The 24,322-nt window shown below is 43.1% G+C and carries 25 protein-coding genes; all 25 read right to left on the reverse strand.

The features are described 5' to 3' along the window. Positions 1 to 49: 49 nt before the first annotated feature. Positions 50 to 925 carry a carbohydrate ABC transporter permease gene (locus tag ACHZES_RS06460; RefSeq protein ID WP_286173553.1) on the reverse strand — a complete coding sequence of 292 codons (876 nt, stop codon included), beginning with the start codon at positions 923 to 925 and terminating at the stop codon, positions 50 to 52. A 14-nt stretch (positions 926 to 939) separates the two neighbouring features. Beyond that, entirely contained in the window at positions 940 to 1,902 is a 963-nt protein-coding gene (locus ACHZES_RS06465; protein ID WP_395548729.1) for an ABC transporter permease, read from the reverse strand. 326 nt (positions 1,903 to 2,228) lie between these two features. Further along, positions 2,229 to 3,674: a 6-phospho-beta-glucosidase gene (locus tag ACHZES_RS06470; RefSeq protein ID WP_395548728.1), complete on the reverse strand. Its 1,446-nt coding sequence runs from the start codon at positions 3,672 to 3,674 to the stop codon at positions 2,229 to 2,231. Continuing rightward, positions 3,646 to 5,067 (reverse strand): PTS transporter subunit EIIC, encoded by a 1,422-nt coding sequence (locus ACHZES_RS06475; RefSeq protein WP_395548727.1) that lies wholly within the window; start codon positions 5,065 to 5,067, stop codon positions 3,646 to 3,648. Before ACHZES_RS06475 ends, ACHZES_RS06470 begins: the two co-directional genes overlap by 29 nt. Continuing rightward, entirely contained in the window at positions 5,064 to 6,926 is a 1,863-nt protein-coding gene (locus tag ACHZES_RS06480; protein ID WP_395548726.1) for an FAD-dependent oxidoreductase, read from the reverse strand. The genes ACHZES_RS06475 and ACHZES_RS06480 overlap by 4 nt, the downstream gene beginning before the upstream one ends. Continuing rightward, complete coding sequence (locus tag ACHZES_RS06485; protein WP_395548725.1) at positions 6,920 to 7,708, reverse strand: hypothetical protein; 789 nt, start codon at positions 7,706 to 7,708, stop codon at positions 6,920 to 6,922. The genes ACHZES_RS06480 and ACHZES_RS06485 overlap by 7 nt, the downstream gene beginning before the upstream one ends. A 199-nt stretch (positions 7,709 to 7,907) precedes the next feature. Then, a complete protein-coding gene (locus ACHZES_RS06490; RefSeq protein WP_195841179.1) occupies positions 7,908 to 8,732 on the reverse strand; it encodes a MurR/RpiR family transcriptional regulator in 825 nt (274 codons plus the stop codon). A gap of 61 nt (positions 8,733 to 8,793) precedes the next feature. After that, entirely contained in the window at positions 8,794 to 9,078 is a 285-nt protein-coding gene (locus ACHZES_RS06495; protein ID WP_395548724.1) for a hypothetical protein, read from the reverse strand. Continuing rightward, positions 9,071 to 10,174 (reverse strand): substrate-binding domain-containing protein, encoded by a 1,104-nt coding sequence (locus tag ACHZES_RS06500; RefSeq protein WP_395548723.1) that lies wholly within the window; start codon positions 10,172 to 10,174, stop codon positions 9,071 to 9,073. Before ACHZES_RS06500 ends, ACHZES_RS06495 begins: the two co-directional genes overlap by 8 nt. 20 nt (positions 10,175 to 10,194) lie before the next feature. Next, the gene (mmsB, locus tag ACHZES_RS06505) at positions 10,195 to 11,361 is read right to left on the reverse strand and encodes a multiple monosaccharide ABC transporter permease (protein ID WP_154525782.1); all 1,167 of its coding nucleotides are present in this window, start codon (positions 11,359 to 11,361) and stop codon (positions 10,195 to 10,197) included. 2 nt (positions 11,362 to 11,363) lie between these two features. After that, positions 11,364 to 12,911, reverse strand: coding sequence for a multiple monosaccharide ABC transporter ATP-binding protein (gene mmsA, locus ACHZES_RS06510; RefSeq protein ID WP_038284192.1), 1,548 nt, complete (start codon positions 12,909 to 12,911; stop codon positions 11,364 to 11,366). 94 nt (positions 12,912 to 13,005) lie between these two features. Beyond that, positions 13,006 to 14,178 carry a multiple monosaccharide ABC transporter substrate-binding protein gene (gene chvE / locus ACHZES_RS06515; RefSeq protein WP_038284193.1) on the reverse strand — a complete coding sequence of 391 codons (1,173 nt, stop codon included), beginning with the start codon at positions 14,176 to 14,178 and terminating at the stop codon, positions 13,006 to 13,008. A gap of 563 nt (positions 14,179 to 14,741) precedes the next feature. Then, positions 14,742 to 15,197 (reverse strand): metallophosphoesterase family protein, encoded by a 456-nt coding sequence (locus ACHZES_RS06520; RefSeq protein ID WP_395548722.1) that lies wholly within the window; start codon positions 15,195 to 15,197, stop codon positions 14,742 to 14,744. A 52-nt stretch (positions 15,198 to 15,249) separates the two neighbouring features. Continuing rightward, positions 15,250 to 15,666, reverse strand: coding sequence for a hypothetical protein (locus tag ACHZES_RS06525; RefSeq protein ID WP_395548721.1), 417 nt, complete (start codon positions 15,664 to 15,666; stop codon positions 15,250 to 15,252). Beyond that, positions 15,663 to 17,186: a DNA methylase gene (locus ACHZES_RS06530; RefSeq protein WP_395548720.1), complete on the reverse strand. Its 1,524-nt coding sequence runs from the start codon at positions 17,184 to 17,186 to the stop codon at positions 15,663 to 15,665. The genes ACHZES_RS06525 and ACHZES_RS06530 overlap by 4 nt, the downstream gene beginning before the upstream one ends. A 58-nt stretch (positions 17,187 to 17,244) precedes the next feature. Beyond that, the gene (locus tag ACHZES_RS06535; protein ID WP_395548719.1) at positions 17,245 to 17,646 is read right to left on the reverse strand and encodes a YkvA family protein; all 402 of its coding nucleotides are present in this window, start codon (positions 17,644 to 17,646) and stop codon (positions 17,245 to 17,247) included. A gap of 407 nt (positions 17,647 to 18,053) precedes the next feature. Then, entirely contained in the window at positions 18,054 to 18,512 is a 459-nt protein-coding gene (locus ACHZES_RS06540; protein WP_395548718.1) for a cupin domain-containing protein, read from the reverse strand. 43 nt (positions 18,513 to 18,555) lie between these two features. After that, a complete protein-coding gene (locus tag ACHZES_RS06545) occupies positions 18,556 to 19,641 on the reverse strand; it encodes an ethanolamine utilization protein EutH (protein WP_395548717.1) in 1,086 nt (361 codons plus the stop codon). 24 nt (positions 19,642 to 19,665) lie between these two features. Next, positions 19,666 to 19,938, reverse strand: a complete 273-nt coding sequence (locus ACHZES_RS06550) for a EutN/CcmL family microcompartment protein (RefSeq protein ID WP_038282859.1) — start codon at positions 19,936 to 19,938, stop codon at positions 19,666 to 19,668. Between the two features lie 13 nt (positions 19,939 to 19,951). After that, positions 19,952 to 20,569, reverse strand: coding sequence for a hypothetical protein (locus ACHZES_RS06555; RefSeq protein WP_395548716.1), 618 nt, complete (start codon positions 20,567 to 20,569; stop codon positions 19,952 to 19,954). A gap of 5 nt (positions 20,570 to 20,574) precedes the next feature. Beyond that, entirely contained in the window at positions 20,575 to 21,210 is a 636-nt protein-coding gene (gene eutD / locus ACHZES_RS06560) for an ethanolamine utilization phosphate acetyltransferase EutD (protein WP_395548715.1), read from the reverse strand. Between the two features lie 4 nt (positions 21,211 to 21,214). Beyond that, positions 21,215 to 21,880: a hypothetical protein gene (locus ACHZES_RS06565; protein WP_395548714.1), complete on the reverse strand. Its 666-nt coding sequence runs from the start codon at positions 21,878 to 21,880 to the stop codon at positions 21,215 to 21,217. A gap of 92 nt (positions 21,881 to 21,972) precedes the next feature. Continuing rightward, complete coding sequence (locus tag ACHZES_RS06570) at positions 21,973 to 22,272, reverse strand: BMC domain-containing protein (RefSeq protein WP_038282866.1); 300 nt, start codon at positions 22,270 to 22,272, stop codon at positions 21,973 to 21,975. A gap of 57 nt (positions 22,273 to 22,329) precedes the next feature. Then, positions 22,330 to 23,805, reverse strand: coding sequence for an acetaldehyde dehydrogenase (acetylating) (locus ACHZES_RS06575; protein WP_395548713.1), 1,476 nt, complete (start codon positions 23,803 to 23,805; stop codon positions 22,330 to 22,332). Next, positions 23,792 to 24,313, reverse strand: a complete 522-nt coding sequence (locus ACHZES_RS06580; protein WP_154525806.1) for a BMC domain-containing protein — start codon at positions 24,311 to 24,313, stop codon at positions 23,792 to 23,794. The genes ACHZES_RS06575 and ACHZES_RS06580 overlap by 14 nt, the downstream gene beginning before the upstream one ends. Between the last annotated feature and the right edge of the window lie 9 nt (positions 24,314 to 24,322).

The raw sequence follows: 24,322 nt of genomic DNA on the forward strand, positions 1-24,322 counted from the left end.
TCTTCCGTTTGGCTTCCCAAACTAACTTACAATATAAATGACCCTTATTTCACCCCTTCACGGAGCCAATCATAACACCCTTCACAAAATACTTCTGAATAAATGGATATAAAATCAACATTGGTAAGCTGGATACTACAATGGTAGAATATTTCAATAAATCTGCCATGCCCTGTGCCTGCTCTGCTGCTGAAAAATCCAGCATCATTTCATCTGCAACCTGACTCATAATAAGGATCTGGCGCAGCACCACCTGCAGCGGATACTTCACCTTGTCTTCCAAATAAATCATCTCATTAAAATAGGAGTTCCAATGGCCCACCGCATAATACAGAACCAGAACCGCCAGCACTGGTTTTGACAGCGGAAGAACAATTCTTATAAGAAATCCAAAATCATCACAGCCATCAAGGGAAGCTGATTCATACAGTTCTTCTGGAATACTGGACTCAAAATAGGTCCGGCATATGATGACATTCGTGATTCCCACGCAGCCCGGAACCATAACCGCCCAAAAGGTATTGTACATATGCAGATGATTGATTAATAAAAAGGTAGGTACCAGTCCGCCTCCGAAAAACATGGTTATCATCATAAACATGGTGAAAGCTTTTCTCCCGTAAAACTTTTTTCTGGATATGGGATAAGCCATCATTACTGTCATCAAAATATTAATTCCGGTTCCCACCGCGGTTATGTAAAGAGAATTTAGAAAGCCTCTGATGATGCTGCTGTCTTTAAAAATTGCCTCATATCCTTTTATCGTAAAGTCCACCGGAAGCAGCCAGACTCTTCCGGATATCACAGCCTGCGGACTGCTGAAAGACGCACTTACCAGATAAATCAGAGGAAACGCAATAATAATCAGTACAAAAGTCAGTAAAACATATACCATAAAAGAAAAAGCCATATCCTCTCGTTTCATCGCCAATCGTCTCCTTACCATAAACTTGTTTCACTGACCCGCTTGGCAATCTTATTAACCGAAACCAATAGGATACAATTAATTACACCGTTAAACAATCCAACCGCAGTTGAAAAGCTGTATTGGGCATTCTGCAGACCGATCCTGTACACATACGTGGAAATAACATCAGACGTTGACATATTCACCGAATTCTGAAGAAGCAGAATCTTTTCATATCCGACAGACATAATATGTCCACAGTTCATAATCAGCATGATGATAATGGTAGAAGCAATTCCAGGAAGATCTATATTCCATATTCTCTGCCACCTGCCGGCTCCGTCCACCACTGCAGCTTCGTGAAGAGTCGGGTCTATGGATGCCAGGGCGGATATGTAAATAATAGAATTAAAGCCCATATTCTGCCATACCCCAGACCATACATAAATGTGCCTGAAGTATCCTGCATTCGCCATGAAGTCAATCCTTTCTCCTCCAAAAGCCTGTATAATATTATTGACAACACCCGAATAGGGAGATAAAACCATAATAACAATACCTGCCATAACTACGGTAGAGATAAAATGCGGCGCATAAGTTATCATCTGAACCGTCTTCTTATACCATTTGCTTTTGCATTCATTAATTGCCACTGCCAAAATAATAGCCGCCGGAAAACCTGCCGCTAAAGAATACAGGCTGACTAATAACGTATTTTTGATCAACCTTCCAAATTGATAAGAAGTAACAAATGTCTGAAAATGCTTCATTCCAACCCACTTACTGCCTGCAAATCCCCTGGTCGGTACAAAATCTTTAAAAGCAATCTGAAGACCGTACATCGGCCCGTAGCTGAATATCAGAAGAACCATCACGGGCAGTGCAATGATCGCATACAGCTGCCAGCTTTTTTTCATCCTTCCTATAACTTGCGCAATTTCCTCCTTTCGCCGCCCTGCTGCCAGAGCACTGGCTGTTTTCCCTGCTGTTTTCAATATCTGTTCTCCTTTTCCGAAATTAGAATTTAGACCTTAGACCGGATAATGCCGGAAACAATCTGCCTGCCCATCTGAGACCTTACTGTAAATATAGCTACCTCCCTGTAGTTTTGCAACTCGCTATTCTTTGAAAACCACGCACTGTTATTTATTTAATGAAATCGAACCAAAATACCCTAAGCCGTAAGTTCTGCGTGGTTTCCCTGATCCAGCGAAACATAACATAATAAGAGGTACATCCTCTTTATTGAAGATGTACCTCTTATTATCTATACTTATTTTTAGTAAGTGTCCTGGATTGAGACACCTTGCATCTGCGGCGTTTACTGCAGCACACTTAAACCATTGGATGCAATTACTTCTTTGTACCAATAAAAGCTGTCCTTTTTCATTCGTCTCAATGAACCGCAGCCAAGATCATCCCGGTCCACGTAAATGTAACCATAGCGCTTGCTCATCTCTCCGGTAGTTGCGCTGACTAAGTCAATGGGGCCCCAGGTAATATAGCCAAATAGATCTACCCCATCTAAATCAACTGCATCCATAGCTGCTTTGATATGCGCTTTCAGGTAATCGATGCGGTACTGGTCATGGATCTTCCCATCCGGCGAGATCTCATCCTTTGCGCCAAACCCGTTTTCAACAATCAGCAGCGGCTTTTGGTAACGGTCATACAGTTCATTAAGGGTAATTCTTAAACCGATGGGATCAATGCCCCACCCCCACTGACTGCATTCCAGATAAGGATTTTTAACATCACCGTCCACATTGCTCAAGGTTTTCAAATCCGGCATATCCGCTTTGGCGCAATGGCTTTGATAATAGGAGAAGGAGACAAAATCTACGGGATTTTCACGCAGGATTACCTCATCCTCAGGAGCCATATGTAAAGTTACGCCTTCGCGCTCCAGGCGTTTTATGGAATATTCCGGATAATAACCTCTGGCCTGCACGTCCGTAAAGAAGTAAGACTCCTGCGACCTCTGCTGGGCGCAAAGCACATCTTCTGGTCGGCAGCTGTAAGGGTATACGCTGCCCGATGCCAGCATACAGCCGATTTTCATATCAGGGTTTATTTCATGGGCGATTTTGGTGACCAGAGCGCTTGCCACCAATTCGTGGTGCGCGGCCTGATACTTTACCTGTATTTCCTGATCACCTTCCTGGAAAACCAGACCGGCACCTAAAAACGGAAGATGGAGGATCATATTAATCTCATTGAAGGTGAGCCAGTACCTTACCATCCCATGAAACCGCTTAAACAGACACTTAGCATATTTGGCAAACAAAGGTATTATTTCACGGCTGCGCCAGCCGCCGTACTTACGGATAAGATGGATCGGACAGTCGAAATGGTTAATGGTGACCACCGGCTCCATCCCATACTTTTTGCATTCAAGAAATACGTTTTCGTAGTAACGAAGCCCTGCTTCGTTTGGCGCTTCCTCTTCACCAGTGGGGAAAATGCGGCTCCATGCAATGCTGATGCGGAGGCATTTGAAACCCATTTCGGATAAAAGCCGTATATCGTCAGGATAGCTGTGATAGAAATCGATTGCCTGATGCGTGGGATAAAAATGCTGCTCATCAGGACTAAGCATTTTCATCTTACCGGAAGCAACCGCGTATCGATCTTTCCCATGAGGAAGTACATCTACATTGGCAAGGCCTCTTCCGTCTGCTTCATAAGCACCTTCACACTGGTTGGCTGCAATTGCACCGCCCCATAAAAAATCCTTTTTAAGCATTGCTATTCTCCGTTTCATCATCTAAGAACACTGCCATGTTTTCATTCTTTACGCCAAGCAAGCAGGTAAAGAAGGCAGCGCCAGTAACTGCAGTCGCGTATCCAAGCAAATAGGCCAGAGGCTTGGTGTTGACCAGTGCGCCCAAAAGTCCGGACACCATCATTGTTTCTGCGCCTTGGGTCTTAAATAAGCCTAATACAAAGCCGCCGCAGGCACCTCCTAAGTTGGCAGCCAGGAACGGTTTCCACAGCGGCAGAGAAATACCATAAATCATAGGTTCCGAGATACCGAGCAGCTGGGTCAGAATGTTGCCGAAAACAGCAGAACGCAGCTTGCCGTACTTTTTCTTGTCGCGGTAACGGATCAGTAAGCCAACTGCAACACCTGCCAGGCCTGCACCTGCCAAAGAGGTAAAGCCCTGAAGGCACGTATAGCCAACTTCCTGAAGCAGCAAGGTGTTGATCGGCGTAACAATGTGATGAATCCCCATAGCGACCAGGAAAAGGAAGGTACCGGAAATAATAGCGCCGCCAAGCGCACCGGCATTATAAACCAGCCACAGGATAGCAGTGCTGAGGGCGTCACTTACAATACCGCAAATGGGCTGGATGATAAACAACAACGCCAAACCGGTGATCACAACAGAAAATAAAGCGGGGAAATGGATCTGAAGTGAATTCGGAAGTTTCTTTCTTGCGCTTTTTTCAATTTTAGCAGCCAACATACCGCCAATCAGTGCGGCAAATGTTCCGCCCAGGCCGCTTTTGAATTGCAGATTCATGATGCCCATGGAAATACCGTTTAAGGCTCCAACATTTGTAACGATTGCGCCGACAGCAAGGCCTACAAACAAATTTCCGCCGCGAACCTTGGCGGCCTGACCTGCAACTGCAATGTTCATGATGGAGAAGAAAGAACCGGCGATCACACTGAGCGCTGCCATAAAAACAGAACCTCCATCTGCAATTCCCGCAGGATTAAACAGCTGGACACCAAAGTAGATGTAAATATACTGCAGCAGCTTCATAATACCGTATAAAAGGCCCGTACCGGCAAAGGCAGGAATCAGTGGGGTAAAGATCTGAGAGATGATGGTAAAGATCTCGTTTCTGCCCTTTTTCTTTTGATTAAATTCCTCTACATGATCTACGGAGGCCTGTGATTCGCCTCCCTGTATCTTACGGATCTCCTGGCAGGCTGCGTCAGCTTTACCTGGTCCCAGGATTACCTGGAGATTGCTCTCATCTCCCGCCAGCCCCATGACACCCTGGACCGCCTGCAGTTTCTTCCTGTCTACCAATGCCGCATCATGAACGGTCACCCGCAAACGAGTCATGCAGTTCCCTGCTTTTGCAATATTATCGATGCCGCCCAGGCCCTCGATAATTGCCGTAATGTCGATCGTCTTGCTCATAATTTTCTCTCTCCTTTATTTTTTCTCCATTGAATATAGCTTCGCAAGCTTCCTGTCATATCATGTAAGCAGTCAGGGTTGCTCTTTAGCGTGCTAGATACCGTAAATTGAGGAGCCATAACGATTTCGTCTATCCCTTGATAAATACTCCGGCACAAATCCGGGTGGTAATCAGCAATTGTAAGAAGGGCACGAACCAGATGACTCACATATTGGAATCGATAATCCTGCATATGGCCGATAAATTTATCAAAATGCACCCTGTCGTTTATAAAGGTTTCATTTTGCTGCATCATACGCAGAAGCGGTTCACTTGCCTTGGCATTGTGAAGCCTTCCCAATGCGTAAACGGCACTGATCCCTCTTAGGGAATTGTACGATTTACTGGTTTGTGGCAGATAGCAGTCTCTTCGCTGTGCCGTATCGTTCAGGATCGAAAAGCCTGAATCATCCTCGTACAAAGCCAATACCAATGCGCTGTTTACCTGCAAATTAATATTGTCTTCGTTCAGCCAGCTTTTTAATGCCTCTGTGATCCGCATCTTCCATGCAGCCAGCATTGCAAAACCTGGACTATCGGATAACATGCCCTTGCGGATCTGTTCCGTTGTTAAATCAAAATGGGAGATCCGTTCACGTCCAGGCGGAGGATTGTCTTTTAATACATAATGATTTTCCAAAGAAAGGCAGCCTGTTTGAGTCAGCTTCTCCTTCAGTGCCTGGTAGGGCACATCCTGCAGCGGAAGTTCCAGGCAAAGGGCCTCTTCCACAACAGTTGCTGCCGCTTCACCTGACTTTTGGCAATCGCGCATCATTCGCGTATGCGAAGCCATGTCGTGATCCAGTGATAAAATCCGCCCGGCTGCGATCACATTATCCAGTGCTTTTGGAATCATCACTTCCTTATCGATTGGCACCGAAACCAGGGTGGACCACATACTAAGTCCAACGACCCAATCACATAGAGTCTGACTTTCAAAAGCCATATCCTTCACATGGTTATCAATGTTTGTACTGGAAAAAAACAACGGTTCTGTAAGTTCCTTATCTTGTATTACCTGATCCATGCACAGCTGCCGGATTCCATCTATGGCAAATCCCTCACGAACTCCCAAAAGCGGGGACATTCCCATGGTGATCTGATCTTTCTGCCAGTTGCTGTAAACGGGATTATTAAGGGATGCGATGATGTGGCCGGCATATTCTTCCGGCAGCTCCTGGCGGACATAACCCGCATCTATGTTATCAAAAGTTACGCGGCAAGTATCTTTTTCGAAAAACTGCCGTACATTGGAAAATGGCTGTGACAGGCCATCGAATTCTCTTCCGCTCTTTTTAGCGGATCCGGCCATTCGGCAAAGGACCGCTTCGGCAGAGGCATCAATAAAGTAATCCCCTGAAGCTTCTTTCAGCCCGAAAGGAGTAAGGTACTGAATGCCTGCAATTGTTCTGCCATCTGTATAAATACCGGTCAAAGCGGAATCAAAGCTGATCTGACAGTTTGTATCCTCCAGTTCCTGTTCGTACACGTACATACGCATCAGTGGGTGAGACCCAAACACCTCAGGAAGACGATACTGCTTTTTTTGCTGTTCGATCTGTGCGTCATACTCTTCATAGATCCCGCCGGGTGACCCCTGATAGTAATGGAACATGGCCCCGCTGTGTACACCGCCCAGGAAATTCTGCTTTTCTACGATCAGAATGTGCCGTCCTTTTTTAGCAAGGCAGATTGCCGCAATGCTTCCGGCGGTACCGCCCCCGAGGATGACCGCGTCATAATGGTTAGAAAAAGAGACATTATCTCGTTGTTCCTTTGTTATTTCTCCATGTTCGAGAATCTGTTGAAACATCAGCATAAGTAATCCCTCCAGAATTGTTCCCCACGTTCTATCGCGTGCAGCAGATCTTCCGATAAGCAGGAACACAAGATGAAACCATTTGAATCAGAAATAACCGATGACTGCCTGCCCCTGACGCATATCCGATCCGCTGCCTTCAGCAAAAGATCGCTGCTGTCGGTTCGCGTGCAAGAAAACAACTCAAGGGCTTGTTTTCGCAGTTGCGGATATGTCATTTCGGTGTCTACCGGCATTTCAAGAATGTAATATCCGCCAGTCGGAAAATCATGAATCGCGGCATGAGGGCATATCACCGGGTCCTTTCCGTTCTTCCAGATCAGAAGGTTCAGACTTTCGGTTACGATTCCATCAGCAGCCTGCTGTGCAAATGCTTCGGTAGTGTCAACATAATTTTCTGCCTGTATGTGATAGATCTCATCTCGGCAGATCCCTGTGAGTGTGAGGTGATTCATATTTTGTTTACGGGATATGATGGAGAAATCGAATAATATCTGTAATTTCTGGTTTTCCACATATCTTCCCAAAGCGGGCATCCCTTCGGTTATTGCAAAATGTCCATCTTGAACAAGAGATGGATACTGTTCCATGCCGGCCCTGAATTTACGGGCTGCCTCTCCCTGTATCACTCTCTCCGGCATGGGATCTGCCCGCATACTGGCATAAAAATCACTTGCCAGCTGGTTTCCCCGATCCACAATCAGCGTTCCTTCCGGATCACATGAAGCAATTGCCAGTCCAGCCATGGTCGCACCATTCACAATGGTCTTATATTGTTTCAAAATTTAGGATCTCCTCTCTATATTTTTGCTTTTCTGTTAACAATATTATATAATTTTCACAAGTGCACTGCAACGCTTTGGGCCCAGCTTGTTCCTTATCTCAAAAGTTGGACTTTATACCTTTATCTGTGATTTATCACATAAAAAAAGCATACCCCGAAGGATCTGCTTTATGAATCGATATCTATCTGAACGGCAATCACTCATCCGATTTGGGATCGTTAGGAGATTCCGGCAGGGCTTTTTCTTGTTCTGTTCTCATACTTGCTTTATACTGCTGATATTGTAAAAACAAGGTTTCAATGGCAATAAAGTATCCGACGGCAGACTCGGTCCGATAGCCGTGATACTCGGAATAAAATTGAAAGTCCATTGTGTGTACATAGATGTTCTCGTTGCAGATTGAGGACAGTAAATTGTCCTTTAAGCGGGTGATCGAAATCACAGGAACATTTCTAGCACAAAGGTTCCGCGCGAACTCTAATGCAACCGGTGTTTCGCCGCTGAAAGAAATGATAAAAACCAGGTCCTGAGGGGTAACATTCTTCAGCAGGTAGGATAATTCACTCCCGCCCTGTATGCTGATGATATAATCACCGCTGCATTGGAACAACCGCCGCATTTCTCCAAGAACGTTGTTTTGCATATTACCTGTGCCATAGGCGAAAATATGCTTAGCACCGTAAATCAACTGGTTGATTTTGGTAAAGTCTTTGTTTTGCATCTCGGAAACGATCTGATGATAGAGCGAAATTAAGTCTTTTGGATCGTTGATGTAAATCGTAGACTTCTGCTTATAATCTAGCTTTAATAAGGTCTTCAGTTCTGCATAGCCGCTTAATGAGAGCTTCTGAGCAAAGCGCAGCACCGTTGTACGTGACACATTACAGGCGTCAGCCAATTCATAGATGGTGTAATCACAGCATGCTTTTCGATGAGTTGAAATATATTTCCAGATGATAAGGTCCGTTTCTTTCAGTTTATGATAATTCTTATTGACAAGCTCCTCAATTTCGATAATCATAGTTGCATTCCTCCTTGGGATCAGATTAGCCATAATCATATTATACTATGCATCAGAGGTATTACAACAAATTTTCCTTATCGTCTTCGTTTTTCCGGTCCGCTTCAGCCTCCCCCGGGCGCACAAATTCCTTTCGCAGCAGCTTTATCGCAGTCCATCCCACTAGCAATACGCCCACCACTAAGAATGTGACCATAGCTATCATTTGAACCAGATTTCGGCCCCCGGAAGACATGGAAAGCTCCGGTATCAACTGGTACCCAAGATAAACCAGATAGCCTCCGCCCACAAGCCGGAGGATGAGGGTGCTCTGAGGCGGATTGGATGAACCCTTCTTCTCACTCATTGGAATTCTCCTTTCGCATAAATTTCACAGATTCCCTTTCAACAGCCTCCGAATCAAAGAGGTAATTCCCATCAAAGCTTGGATTCTCTATGAGCTTTATCATATTTTCCGCTACTTTTCTCCCCAGAGCCTCCATGGGATGGGGAAAGGAGGTGATAGGAACCTCTCCCAAAGTCGCCAGATCAGAATTGTCAATGCTGACAAGAGATAAGTCTTCCGGTATGCGGATTCCCCTTTTAAAGCAGATGCCAGACAACAGGTTTGCCACCTCATCATTATAGCAGACAACCCCCGTGCAGCCCTCCAGCCGCTGGAAGAGATAATCCGCCCATGACTCCATATCTTTTAAGCTCTCGGAATCAATCCAAAGAATCCTCTTTCCGTCCAGCTTTAAATCTGCCTTCTCCATGCTCTGTGCAAAACCAGAATATCTCAAATGTCCCTGGCCGTCATCGCATTTAAAAATTCCCCCAATTTCCTTGTGCCCCGCTTGAATCAGATATTCTGCTGCTTTCTCTCCTACCTGCGCATCATTCAGTGATACGCAGGGAAGATTTAACTCCGGATAGCGGCTGTTAAAAAACAAAATCGGAACCTGCTGCCCCATCAGCTTCTTATAATAATGTAGATTCGGATTGGGCAGGGCACTTTTTGCTGGTTCCACAATCAAACCGTCAATCAGCCCTTTATCCAGAATCTTATCTAACGCCTCTCGTTCCCGCTCCGTCCGGTTTCCGGTAAATGCCACCTGCATGGTATAACCGGACTTGGAAAGCACCCGTTCAATCCCCTTAAGCACGGCCGGAAAAATATAGCTGTCCACATAGGTGCTGATAACCGCTATATTAAAATATTTTTCCTGACTTCCTCCACGGGCACAGACACCTGCATAAGTTCCGCTTCCCTGTATCCGCGTCACAAGCTTTCGCTGCTCCAGCACGTCGATCGCATGGCGTATCGTCTGCCTGCTTAAATGAAACTGAAGGCTCATCTCGTTTTCAGAGGGAAGCTTATCGCCCATCCCGATGCTGCCGTTTTCAATCTGTTCCTGTACCCATTGGACAACCGTCATATATTTTGCTTCCCGTGCCTGCATACTTCATCCCTATCTTTCAGCTATTTTTTTCTCTTTGATAATAAGTCTATCGTAACTGCCCCCAAAAGTACAGCACCTTTTACGATTTTCTGAATATCGGTGGACCAGCCGTAAAGGGACATGCCATTGTTTAAAATACCCATGATAAATGCACCGACAACGGCTCCGATAATCGTGCCCACTCCGCCTGTGGTCGCGGCTCCTCCGATATAACAGGAAGCGATGGCATCCATCTCAAACTGATCTCCCGCTTTTGGAGTTGCGGAAGCGTTTCTGGCGGAAAGAACGATTCCGGCAATGGCGCACAGGATGCCCATATTGGTATATACCCAGAAAAATACCTTTCCCGTATTGATCCCGGAAAGCTTTGCCGCTTTCGCATTGCCGCCCAAAGCATAGATCTGCCGCCCGGCCACAGTCTTGCTGGTAATGAAATGATAAAGGGCAACCAACGCGCCCATGATAACCAGAACGAACGGAATGCCGTTATAACGGGACAGTTTATAGAAGAAAAACCAGACAATCACAAGAATCACGCCCACCTTTAAAACGGACTGCCACAGGGGGTTGACCGGAAATCCATATTTCTTCTTTGTCCGTATGCTCCTTATTTCGGAGAATATAATAAGGGCAAAGGCAGCAAGAGCAACTCCAATGGATACAATATCCAAAGTCCCTTTGCCAAACGGGATTTTAACGGTAGGCAGAAAGCCTGCACCTATGTACGTATAGTCTGTGGGAAGGGGACCTTTTGTCTGAGCCTTTAAAAGGGTATAGGTAAGACCCCTGCCCATTAACATGGTTGCCAGTGTCACAATAAAGGGGGGAATAGAAAGCTTTGAGACAAAAAATCCAACAAACATGCCAGATAATGTTCCGATTGCCAGAGCTGCCAGAATCGCCACCCACATACTGGCCTTATAGTCCACGATCATAATGCCCACAGCAGCACCGCAGACCGCAACGATCGAGCCTACGCCTAGGTCAATATTTCCGGTCAACACGCACAGCAGCATACCGACCGCAAGGATGACAATATAACTGTTCTGCATAATCAGGTTATTAATGTTTGCCGGAGACATGTTCTTTCCGCCTGTCATTGCCGCAAAAATGAGAAATACCGCAATCAGGGCCAGTACCATGCCGTATTCTTTCATATTAATATTAACCGTCTTTTTCTTGTCCATCTCTATTCATCCTTTCCGTTATCTGCCATAATACATTTCATAATCTTTTCCTGGGAAACTTCCTCACTGGATAATTCACCGGATATGTGCCCCTCATTAATAACGTAGATGCGGTCACAGATGCCAATGATTTCCTGAAGCTCAGAAGAGATCACAATAATTGCCTTACCCGCTTTTGCCAGATCGTTGATTACGCAGTATATCTCGTACTTTGCTCCGATATCGATGCCCCGGGTCGGTTCATCCAGAATCAGCACATCCGGCTGGGTCATCATCCATTTTGCCAGCACCACCTTCTGCTGGTTTCCACCGGAAAGGGAACTGACCGTCTGGTTAATGGAATTGGCTTTTACGTTGATTTTCTTTCTAAAATCCTCCGCTGAAAGGTTTTCGGCATTGCCGTTTACGATGCCTCTTTTGGAAAAGAAGTTGCGAAGCGCTGCCAGGGTCATATTTCCGCGCACGCTGTCAATTAAGATAAGGCCATAACTTTTCCGGTCCTCGGAGACGTAGGCCAATTTGTTGTTGATGGCATCCCTTACGTTCCGGATTAGGACCTGCTTTCCGTTTATCTTAATGGTTCCGGTAATCTTCTGCCCGTAGGATCTTCCGAAAAGACTCATGGCCAGCTCTGTTCTTCCCGCTCCCATCAGTCCCGCAAAGCCTACCACTTCCCCTGATCTCACATGAAAGGATACATCTCTTATCATCTTCCGGTTCGGATCATCGGGATGATAAACATTCCAGTTCTCAACCTCAAAAATATTACTTCCGATCTCACAATTTCTTTCCGGAAAACGGTTCGTCAGCTCCCGCCCCACCATACCCTTGATGATTCGGTCCTCGCTGATCTCATCCTTTCCCTTTACCAGGGTTTCTATGGTCTTCCCATCCCGGATGACGGTAATGGAATCCGCCACATAGCTGACTTCATTGAGCTTATGGGAAATTATGATGCAGGTAATGCCATGCTTTTTTAAATCCAGCATAATATCTAAAAGCCGCCTGCTTTCCTCGTCATTGAGGGCTGCGGTGGGCTCATCCAAAATCAAAAGCTCCACCTGCTTTGCCATAGCACGGGCAATTTCAATGAGCTGCTGCTTGCCTACGCCCAGGCTGCTGACAGGTACGTTTAAATTTTCGTTTTCAAGACCTACTTTCTCAAGCATTTCCTGAGCCCGTTTATTGGTTTTTGTCCAATCCACCACTCCTTTAACCGTTGTCTGTTCATTTCCCAGAAATACGTTTTCCGCCACGGACAAGTAAGGGCTTAAGGCCAGCTCCTGGTGGATGATTACGATTCCCTTTGCCTCGCTTTGCTTAATGCTGTGAAACTGATTTACATTTCCATTGTATACAATATCACCGCTGTAGGTCCCATAGGGATAAACGCCAGATAGCACGTTCATCAAAGTGGATTTTCCCGCTCCGTTTTCTCCGCAGAGTGCATGAATCTCGCCCCGCTTCACCTTGATATTCACGTCATCCAAAGCCTTCACCCCGTAGAACTCTTTGGTGATATGGTTCATCTCCAAGATATGTTCAGACATCTCATCAACTCCTTTACTTTCTTATGTTACATGAAAGCAGGCGGCGGCTTTTCCGCCGCCGCCTGTCAATATTTCCATTCCGTTATTTCTTCTGTTACTGTGCAAGCTGTGCTTCCGTATAATAACCGCCGTCAACAATGACTTTCTTGTAATTGTCCTTATCAACTGCAACTGGAGTGCATAGATAGGACGGAACTACGATCTTGCCGTTATTGTACTGGGTGGTATCGTTGATTTCCGGCTTAGCTCCCTGGAGAACAGCCTGAACCATGGTCACGCACTTTTCAGCCAGCAGACGGGTATCCTTGTAAATGGACATGGTCTGGAAGCCTGAGATAATATTTTTCGTTGCCATCAGCTCCGCATCCTGTCCCGTAATAAGAGGCCAGTCTTCGCCAACTTTGTAGCCTGCGCCTTCAAGAGCCGCTTTGCAGCCATAGGCAAAGCCGTCAAAGGCGGAAGCACAGATGTCCAGCTTCTTGTCTGCGTAAAAGCCGGTCAGATAGTTCTCGCAGTTCTGCTGCGCTGTTTCCTGTGACCATCTTAAAATACAGGTATCCTCAAAGGAAGTACGTCCTGACTCACATACCAGGGTTCCATCATCCAGATAAGGCTTTAAAACTTCCATCAAACCGTTATATAAGAACAATGCGTTGTTGTCATCCGGAGAGCCCATGAAAAATTCAATGGTGTAAGATTTCCCCTCTGCCTTTGCTTTATCCAGTTCCTTTTTGTCTTTTATGTACTGTCCGATTGCCGTACCTACTCCCTTATTATCAAAGGTCGCATAATAGGAAACAGCGTCCGTATCCATTAAGAGACGGTCATAGGCAATGATAGGAATACCTGCGTTCTTTGCCTGCACTTCCACATTTACCAATGCAGAGGAATCAATGGAGGCAATAACCAGACAGTTAACACCGGATGCAATCATGTTTTCGATCTGTGAAACCTGCATCTGCACGTCGTCCTCTGCATACTGAAGATCCACTTGGTAGCCCAGGGCTTCCAGCTGCTTCTTCATGTTGGCTCCGTCGTTGATCCAACGCTCTGATGACTGGGTGGGCATTGCTACGCCGACCTTTCCGCCGCTACCTGTGGCTTTCGCTGCCTCGGTTGCCGCCTCTTTGGCCGTTGTGGTGACATCTGCTTTGGCTTCAGACGCCGGTGCGGCCGTGGTTGCCGTGGTCTGGGAACCGCCGCAACCTGTCAGCATGGCAGCGGAAAGGGCCGTTCCGAGAATGAGACTTAGAATTCTTCGTTTCATAATTTTACCCTCCTGTGGTATTGTTTTGTATATACAAGTTGCATCGTTGGCAACTTTGCATTTTTATTTACTTTTTCGGTTTTTATTATATATATAATTGACATTCATGTTATTTTGCTTAATTTATTCTTATATATGATTATGTTTTTAGTAATATTTTATAACTATAAAATAACTATATATTTTTGTTCATATTTTGTCAATACATATTTTGTCTTTTTTTCCATTTTCCGTTAAAGTTGTATGTACAGGTTGTTCCAAATCCATCAAGACATGTTTTCAGTGTTTATTCAACTGAGCCACATATGTCAAACCAATCTGGGACTAAGCCGCACAAAGACTGGTCCGAAGGACAAACAAAAAACACCGATTCGAGAAAAACTCGAACGGTGTCGTTTACTAAAAGTGGATTGGCGCTGGTAATACTTTATGCCATGCCTGAACTTTGAAAAGGGAAGCACTAAACTCTTATCCATTCATATACTTCGTTACTTTTTTCACCTTCAACTTATATTCTCCATTTTCACTGTAAAAGAATATTTCATCGCAGGCCAGGCGTATTCTTACTTATAAGGAATCATCACTTTTTCATACCGGTAGCTCCCTGCCTCCACAGTCATGCGGCACATTGTGATTTCCAAATCAAAACGCCGTTTCCCGCAGCTGCCGGGATTGAGAAACAGGACTCCCTTCACAATTTCTGCAGAATATTTGTGGGAGTGACCATAGACCACTACGTCCACATTTGTTAAGAATTTTGGGATATCTTTCTTGTCATGAACGATAAAGAATCTTACACCTTCAATTGTGACGGCAATGCTCTTAGGCAGGGCTTCTGCCCATTCTTTATCATTGTTACCGCGCACCATATAGGTCTCTCCGAACTGTCGTATAGACTCCACAATGGACGGTGTGTCAATATCACCAGCATGAATGGAACAATCAGCTTCAGCAAGTTCAGTTATAACATGTTCTCGCAGCAGACCGTGAGTATCGGATAGGATTGCAATCTGTTTCATGAGTTTCTCTTTCTTGATTTTGTTAATAGTCTTAGCTCTATTTATCCGTTATTCATTCATCACACGAATGAATATCTATGCTAATTATTTCATCAACAGGGATCACTTTGCCATCGGTCATAACGACAATCCGTTCATATACATCGATCTTTTTAACCGTATTGATAACAGTTACATATGCGCCGCCATTCTTCTTCGCATCCGGCTGAAAGTAGGTGATCGCGATCTCGGGGTGCTCTTTAAGCCGGTCTGCAATCATTTGCAGATTATTGCTCAAAGCATCCTTCATGGATTCGTCCAATTCCACTCTCTTATCCGTCAGCCTTGCAGTTTCTTTAATGGCGGCATCATAGCCGGTCAATGCGGCGAAAGGGGAAAACTGAGCTGCCCGGTCAATGGCTGCCATATGAGGGTGTGTCGCAGAGACATGGTGAGGCAGATGGATGATGTCATCATATGTTTTTGTCATGCCTTGTGCCCTCCAATCTGCTTATTCCGATCAACCGTGGTGGCGCCTTCCTCCAGATTCATCCCCTTTAAGATAGCGTTCTTGCCATATTTCTTTTTTATCTCTAACATTGCTTTCTGCATACTTTTCTCTCGTGCAAGTTCGGCTTCTTCAGCCTCTTCTTTCGCCTGCTCAGCCGCATAGTCTGTAAAGAGATCAAGCTGTTCAAAGCGATCCATCTTTTGAACGGTTGCCTCATCAACAACATGATTTGCCGTGATGTTGAGTCTCCTGACCAGAAGTTTTTTATCAACAATACGGTCAAACAACTTTGTGACGGCATCCAGGATTAACTTTGTAGAAGATGTCTGTCTGTCGAGATTTGTCGTGCCATGAGCAGATTTTGGAACGGCGCGGCCATAGTGGTCAATGGTAATTTCCCCTTGATATGATTTCTTTATATTCTGGTCCGACAGATTTTCAATATCATATCCCACTGTCAGTACAAGCTGATCGGTCACAAGCCTTTTATCCACCAGATCAAGCACCAGCAGATCAGTCATTTCCCTCACGATCAGCTTCGCCTTATCAAAGGTATAGGCACAATGCAGTACCTGTCCTGATCCAATGCTGTTTGTGCTTGGCTTATACGCTTTAATATCAGCGATCGTGCATGGTTCCCACCCCCATGCGTGGTCAATTAATAGTTCCGCATTGATGCCGAACAATTTGTACAGTAAATCTTCTTTATAATAATCGGTCAGCTTACCTAGTGAGCATCTTGCAATATCTCCCATGGTAAGGAGGCCATGTTCCTCCAGCTTCTTCGTATATCCTCTGCCAATGCGCCAAAAGTCTGTCAGCGGCCGATGTGACCACAACAAGCGTCGGTAGCTCATTTCATCCAGCTCAGCGATCTGCACGCCGTTTTGATCCACCGGAATACGCTTTGCCTGAATATCCATGGCGATCTTGCAAAGGTACAAGTTTGTGCCAATTCCCGCTGATGCTGTGATACCGGTGGTTTTAAGAACATCCAGAATCATTTTAGTAGCAAGATCACGGGCCGAAAGATTGTAGGTGTTCAGATAATCGGTGGCATCGATGAATACCTCGTCGATGGAGTAGACATGAATATCTTCGGGTGCGATGTATTTTAAGTAGATATTATAAATCCGTGTGCTGTACTCGATATAAAGCGCCATTCTCGGCGGAGCTATAACATAGTCCAGCGAGATACTCGGTGAAGATTTCAATTCCGTATCGCTAAAAGAAGCTCCGGAAAAGGATCGTCCTGGCGCCTTGCTTAGCCGTGCCGCATTTACTTCCTTGACCTTCTGCACGACCTCAAACAGCCTCGCTCTACCGGATATGCCGTATGCTTTGAGAGAGGGAGAAACGGCGAGGCAGATGGTTTTTTCGGTGCGGCTTGCATCAGCAACAACAAGGTTAGTGGTCAACGGATCAAGCCCTCGTTCCATACATTCGACCGAAGCATAAAAGGACTTTAAATCGATTGCAAAATAGGTTCTGTTCTTCATTTTATTCTCCGGTCTCCTCCTTATTAATATTAATTATAACATAGTGCCTTTCACTTTTTCAAAAGAACATTGTTTTTACAATTAACCAGATAATCAACAGCCATATCGACGCAATAGGAATTGCGTAATACCATTTTTTCGGCTTTTCATTTTTCCACAATCCTTCAGCCTCTTTTCGATAACGGTCAAAAACATCTTTCGGAATGAATTTGATGGTCAGCGCAATGAGCGCTGGCAATAAAATAATGTCGTCCAAATATCCCAGAACCGGAATGAAATCGGGAATCAAATCAATCGGCGAAAAAGCGTAGGTGACTGCTATTCCAGCCAGAATTTTGGCGACCAGTGGTGTATCCTTACTTTTCATGCACAAAAACACAGCGGGAATATCTGTTTTTAATTGTTTTGCTCGTTCCTTTATGTTCATATCATCTGCCTCGTAAACTTCAATTTGATTCATTATAGCATATTATTTGGATAAGGATATAAAAAATCACAAAGCGTTTGTTTGCTTTGTGGTTATAATCTGCCTTGATTTCTTCTATCCCCTGGTCGAACACTGGGTATTCATCATTTACTATAAATATGGTATACTTGATGATGTATGAAGAGGTTTAAGGAGGTGAAGGCTTTGGATACTAATTTACTATTTGATGGTTTTATAACTATTATCAATCTTTTGCTTATAATTGTCGGCCCAATATTATTTTTTTTAATTTTGTATTTTGTTATAAAAGCGGCAGTGAAGAATGCAATCCGTGAATCAAGGGACTCTAAATAGAGTTCCTTTTGTATATGTAAATAAAAAGAGTGAGCGAATAACCCCTACTCTTTTCATAAAAAGATTGGTCAGTATTTATAAAGCAATTATTTATTCTGCCAATCAGCCGGATAAGTTACATAGATAAATCTTGCCTTTCCTTCAACTGAAAACTGAATACTTGAACCACTTGGAATCAAAATCAATTCTCCTGCGCCTGCAGTTATGCGACGGCCATCTATGATAATAGTTAGCGTTCCTTCAATAATATAATCAATTTCATCATACCCTAAAGTCCAATCGAAGGTAGTATCTTCCATTACCATTAGTCCACAACCTAGTCTGGGACTTTCAGTAAGTGATACTAAATCTTTCGTATACACTTTATGATTCGGGTTGCCAGTGTCCAATCGATCTTCTTCACTTACAGAAAACAATGGCAGCGAAATGGACATTACACCACTAGAGTCAACATGTCTCTTTGAAGAAACATATAATTTATTGCTATATTCTTCCATTATGATACCACGAACTAACTTTTCAATTTCTGCTCTGTTTATATTCAACGTCTAAACCTCCATCCGTACTTAAATCTCTATCGTATTTACTTTATTCAATCCTAAATACACGTTTCGATAAAAATATGGCAACAAAAATGGCAGAAATACCACCGACTAGCTTGCCAATAATCATTGGAGTAATCAACTCCGGGGCAACACCAGCGGTAAATCCTAAATGATCACCAAATGTAAACGATGCTGAAACTGCAAAAGCGATATTAATCACCTTTCCACGTTTATCCATATCTTTTACTGTTTGGAACATGGCAATATTGTTGGCAAGAGATGCAATGAGACCTGCTGCTGCAATATCATTCATTCCTAACAAATGACCTAGTTTCATCAATGGTTTCTTGAATATCTTTGTAATCAGGAACACCAATCCATAAGCACCAGCTAAAGTAATGGCAATACCACCAACTGTTTGGAATCCAACTTCAAGTGTATCTTGATTTCCAAATACTTTGATACCTAATAGCAAGTCTAACCCGCCAATTGCCAACCCAATGGCTCCAACAGCCACTATGATTTTCCCAAAAACATTGAACCCTTTAATCATTCCTTCAGGAATTTTAAATAGTCCAATTGAAATTAAAACCGCTACAACTATGATAGGAATTAAATTCATAAAGACTTTAATGATTGGCATACCCATCATGATTCCTGAAACTAATGCTCCAATTGGAATTGTCACGATCCCACATAATACTCCTTGTGCCAGATACTTTGTATCTTCATTATTTATAATCCCCAATCCAACTGGGATTGTAAATACAAGTGTTGATCCCATCATGGCACCTAAAATACCACCTGAGAAAAGTACAATTGATGGGTCAGAAGTCATTTGCTGTGCTAAGAAAAAACCACCCATATCATTTGCTAACAGAGTTCCTGCAAACATTGCCGGATCTGCACCTAACAATTTGTATACAGGAACAATGATAGGACTCAGCCAATCTGATAACTTCGGTGCTAAAACAATGATACCAGCCATAGATAGTGCTAAGGAACCCATTGCCAGGATACCTTCTTCAAATTGTTTACCTAAACCAGTTTTATTACCCAGTGAACGGTCGATTGCACCAATGACCATTATAATTACCATAAGCCAAATTATGATTTCATTTATACTCATTTATTTCACTCCATTCAGTTTTTATTATTCCTTTGGATAGTCCACCGTGTCAATAATACCGACAATAACCATATCAACAGGAATACTTTTACCTTCAAAAGATAGACGACCAGAGCTGCCAGTCGTAATCAGTACAGATTCTCCAATACCCGCACCTACATGGTCAACTGCAACAACCAGAGCAGGATCAGCCTCATGTTCGTTTCGTTGTTTTTCAATAAGCAGGAACTTTAAACCATTTAACTTTTCATCCTTGCGAGTAGCCCATAAGCTGCCTACAACTTTTCCAATGAACATAGCATGCTCCTTTCTATACGATCTCAACACCTAGATCACGCAAATAATCCCTGGCCAATGCTGTAACAATGACGTTCTTATCCGTTTCAAAGATGTCTCCTGCATGTAAGTTCAGTTTCCGTACTTTTGCTACAGTAATAAGCTCTTTCCTATCACTTTTATCAACTTTATCGTTTACTTCCTGATTGATCGCGCCATTAATTTTTTCAAAATGCTTTAGCGGAAGTATAGAAGCACCATATCTCACCAATTGGTTTTTATAATTCTCAAGGACTTGCAGCAATGCCCGCGGGGCTACATGCTGACTTGCATGTAGTTCCATTCCCTCTTCTAAGAAAAAAACTTTCTTCCCATTTAATAAATGTTGAAAAATAATTACTTCATCTTCTGTTTGAGGAAGTCCCTGTGCAATGCGATTCATATTTAAAATAGTCAGCTCAGTAACGATTATGATATCCGTATCAGATTTATCTTTTACCGGCGCTATTTCATAGCCTCTATTTTCATAGTAAGTCCGAATACTTGAATATTCTTTTCCCAAAAAAACAACGGTCTTTCTATGTTCTTCCTTCTGCAAACGTTGTATGATAATATCAGTGATTTTTTGCACTACTGTTTCAATATTGTCCATCCATATCACCTCTTAACAATACACCCACGTACACCTTTACTATGACCGCAAGCATTTGCTTCATCGTAATCAATGTGCATATAAGTCTCAAACTTAGGACTTATTCTTACCATAACATCCTCAAATATAAGTGGTCTTTTGCTAAAAACCCGAACAGATACACTCTCATGATCTTTAACACCTAACTTTTCAGCGTCAGTATCCTTTACATGAATATGGCGTTTTGCAACAATCACACCACTATCCAAAACAATAGACTTAGAGCCATTCCTCACAATAATCCCCGGAGTGTTTTCAATATTTCCACTTAATTGAACTGGCGCATTTACACCCAGAGAACGTGCATCTGTTAATGAAACCTCCACTTGACAGTTTTTTCGCTCTGGTCCAAGAACTATCACATCCTGAATCGTGCCTTTCGGTCCTTCAATACACACCCGTTCTTCTGATGCAAATTCGCCTGGCTGTGATAAATATTTCGTTGGGTGTAATTGATACCCCTCATGAAAGAGGGTATCGATTGCCTCCCGATTTAGATGGATATGGCGTCCACTTGCTTCAATTTCAAAAGATTGATCCATTACTTTTTGTATACGAGAGACAACTGTGTCTACAATTGTGTCAATACTATAATCAGTCATATTATCACCCCTGTTTTACTGAACTTTCTATCATCTGCACCATCAAAACCCAACAATAATCCTTCAAAGTAGCTGCCATCGAAATACCTTTTATATAATCCTCATATTTCAGGCCTTCCTTCATTTCTTTCGCAATAAAATGCTCTAAATCTTGTAAATATGCATGTATCTCAAATAAAGCTATGACACACTCTTCATCTTTATAGGTTGGAACATAGGAATCTTCTGGATAGATGCTGTCAACGTATGGCTTTTTATCTTTCAATAACTTTTCAATTTCCTGTATTAGCTCTAACCTGTACGAAGCTAAAGTCTCCATTGTTATTGTTTTGACTACAATTAGGATCGTATTTAAAGCCACTACCAGCTCCGTATTCCCCATATCGTGACTCTTCTTTTGTAAAGTAACGATATGGCTTATAGCAATATTAATTTTAATTCTCAATTGATAAGTTAATTGACTTTTCCACTGGGTCACTGGGAAGGTTGCTTCTAGATTCTTAGTCTCAGATACTTCTGGTATTTTCATATATTCTATCGTAATACCCTTTAAATATTCTTTTGCGGAAGGTGTAATTACAGTCCCAGGTTCTAAAGCTAAGATTTTTGTTTCTTTTAAGTTCGTCGTACGTAGCAGTCTTTTTATTTTACTTTCCGTTAAAATGGCCATTAGTACTCACTTCCCCTCAATAAAGGAAAGGCTGGGCATACACTTTTATGATGCCTCAGCCTCACTTTAAATCTTGCACCTTTAAGCGTTCATCATGAGTTTGAAGCCTGTGAATCGTATTTTGGCAGGATTACATCTACTTCCGCATGCGGACGAGGAATTACATGAACAGATATTAATTCACCAACTGCTTCCGCCGCTGCAGCTCCGGCATCTGTTGCAGCCTTAACAGCTCCTACATCCCCACGAACCATAACTGTTACCAGTCCGCCACCTACTTGCTCTTTTCCGATTAACGTTACATTTGCCGCTTTAACCATTGCATCTGCTGCCTCTACTGCTGCTACCAATCCTTTTGTTTCAATCATTCCTAATGCGTTTGTATTAGCCATTGTCTCTTCCTCCTGGACTATATTTTATTAGTTATCAGTGATTGTGTTGCTCTTTGCCTATTTTAGCTTTTGCAGAACACGTTCAACGAGTAAGTCGATTAATTGATCCTTATTAAGTCCCAAATCTTCAACATTTTTCCCACTACCATCAAATTTATCTTCCCCGCGTATTTCATCTAATGTCCTGACGCCATAAACAACTCGGCGAAGATTAAATAAATTCTGCGGACCAACATTGTCAGAAGTAGAACTTCCTCCAATCGCTCCACAACCTAATGTCAAGGCAGGTCTAAGGTTTGTCGTTGCTCCGATTCCGCCTAATGTTGCCGAACAGTTTATAAGCAGTCGCGAAACCGGTACTTTTAAGGCAAAATCTTCTACAATTTTATTGTTTGCTGTGTGAATGACCATCGTGTGCCCTGCGCCTTCAAAATTTAAAATCTTAATACTTAAATCGCGGGCTTCATCCCAAGTATTTACCGTATAGAAGGCTAATATTGGTGTTAATTTTTCCCTTGAAAAAGGTGCAAGATCACCAACACGTGTTTCTTCGGCAATAAGAACTTTTGCATCTTCCGGTACAGAAATACCAGCTAATTCAGCAATAGCCTGTGCCGTCCTTCCAACAATCTTAGGATTCATGGTACCGTTTGGCCGTAGAATATACTTTTCAAGTTTTAGTGCATCATTTTTTGATAAGAAATATCCACCTTGTTTCTTGAATTCTGAAATCACTTTTTCTCTACTGATTTCTTCAACAATAATGGACTGTTCCGATGCACAGATTGTACCATTATCAAATGTCTTAGATTCAAGAATAAGCTCAACTGCTTTCGGGATATCTGCACTTCGCTCTATAAATGCGGGGCCATTCCCTGGTCCTACCCCAATTGCCGGCGTTCCGGAGGAATATGCTGCACGAACCATTGCAGAACCACCAGTAGCAAGAATTAATTTTGTATTTTCATTTTTCATTAATTCATTTGTTGCCTGAGTTGTAATTGTTGTAATTACACTAATAGCACCATCCGGTAACCCAACGCTTTTTCCTGCTTCATTTATGATGCGAACTGTTTCCTTGATACAATTTAATGCACTTGGATGAGGTGAAAATACAATCGCATTTCCTGCCTTAATGCTAATTAGTGCCTTATAGATCACTGTTGATGTCGGATTTGTTGAAGGAATCAGGCCTGCAACGACTCCAACAGGAACAGCTACTTCCATATATTTTGCTTCTCTATTGTTTGTAATTATACCTACTGTCTTCATATCTTTTATTGAGTTTAATAAATCCCTTGATGCAAAGGCATTTTTAAGGACTTTGTCCTGCCATTTACCAAACCCTGTTTCTTCTTGTGCCATTTTAGCCAGCTTCAAACGATTGTCAAAAGCTGCTTTTGCCATAGCCTTACAAATGGTGTCGATCTCTTCTTGAGATAATTTGGCTATTTCTATTTGCGCTTCTTTTGCTTTCTTTAGTAAATCCCTGGTTTCTTGAACTGAAACAAGATCTTTATCAATCAATCCCATTATGCTTAACTCCTTTATTCAGCAATGTTTCAATAAGCACTGCTTTGTTAGCAGATTTAATTTCTGACCTCTTTATGGTAGAAAGATTTGATTTATATGCAAGGGTACGTAAATCGGTCACTCTCATTTTTTCCAGCTGCCCTTTATCATAGGGCGAATCTTCATCTTTCTCTATTTCTTCTATAATCGGTTGATTTGATTCATCTGTATCCGAAGGATTATCTTCCTTTTTACCAAATGATTTCATCAACATCTGCTCAACTTGGTCATCCAAGCGTGGGATAACATGACTACTGATTAGACAATTCTTATCTGCCACAGCAACTTCACCTGCCTTAACCGCTGCTTTTACTGCCGCAATATCTCCAATAATATGAATTGTTGTCAATCCTCCACGGATTGTTTCACTTCCAAGTAGATTTATATCTGCCTCCTTTGCAGCTGCATCTGCTGCCAGGATTGCTCCTAATTTTCCACGTACTTCAATTAAACCTAAAGCTTTAGCCATATGAGAGCC

Origin of the sequence: Lacrimispora sanguinis (assembly GCF_044987295.1) — a bacterium.
Lineage (GTDB): Bacteria > Bacillota > Clostridia > Lachnospirales > Lachnospiraceae > Lacrimispora > Lacrimispora celerecrescens_B.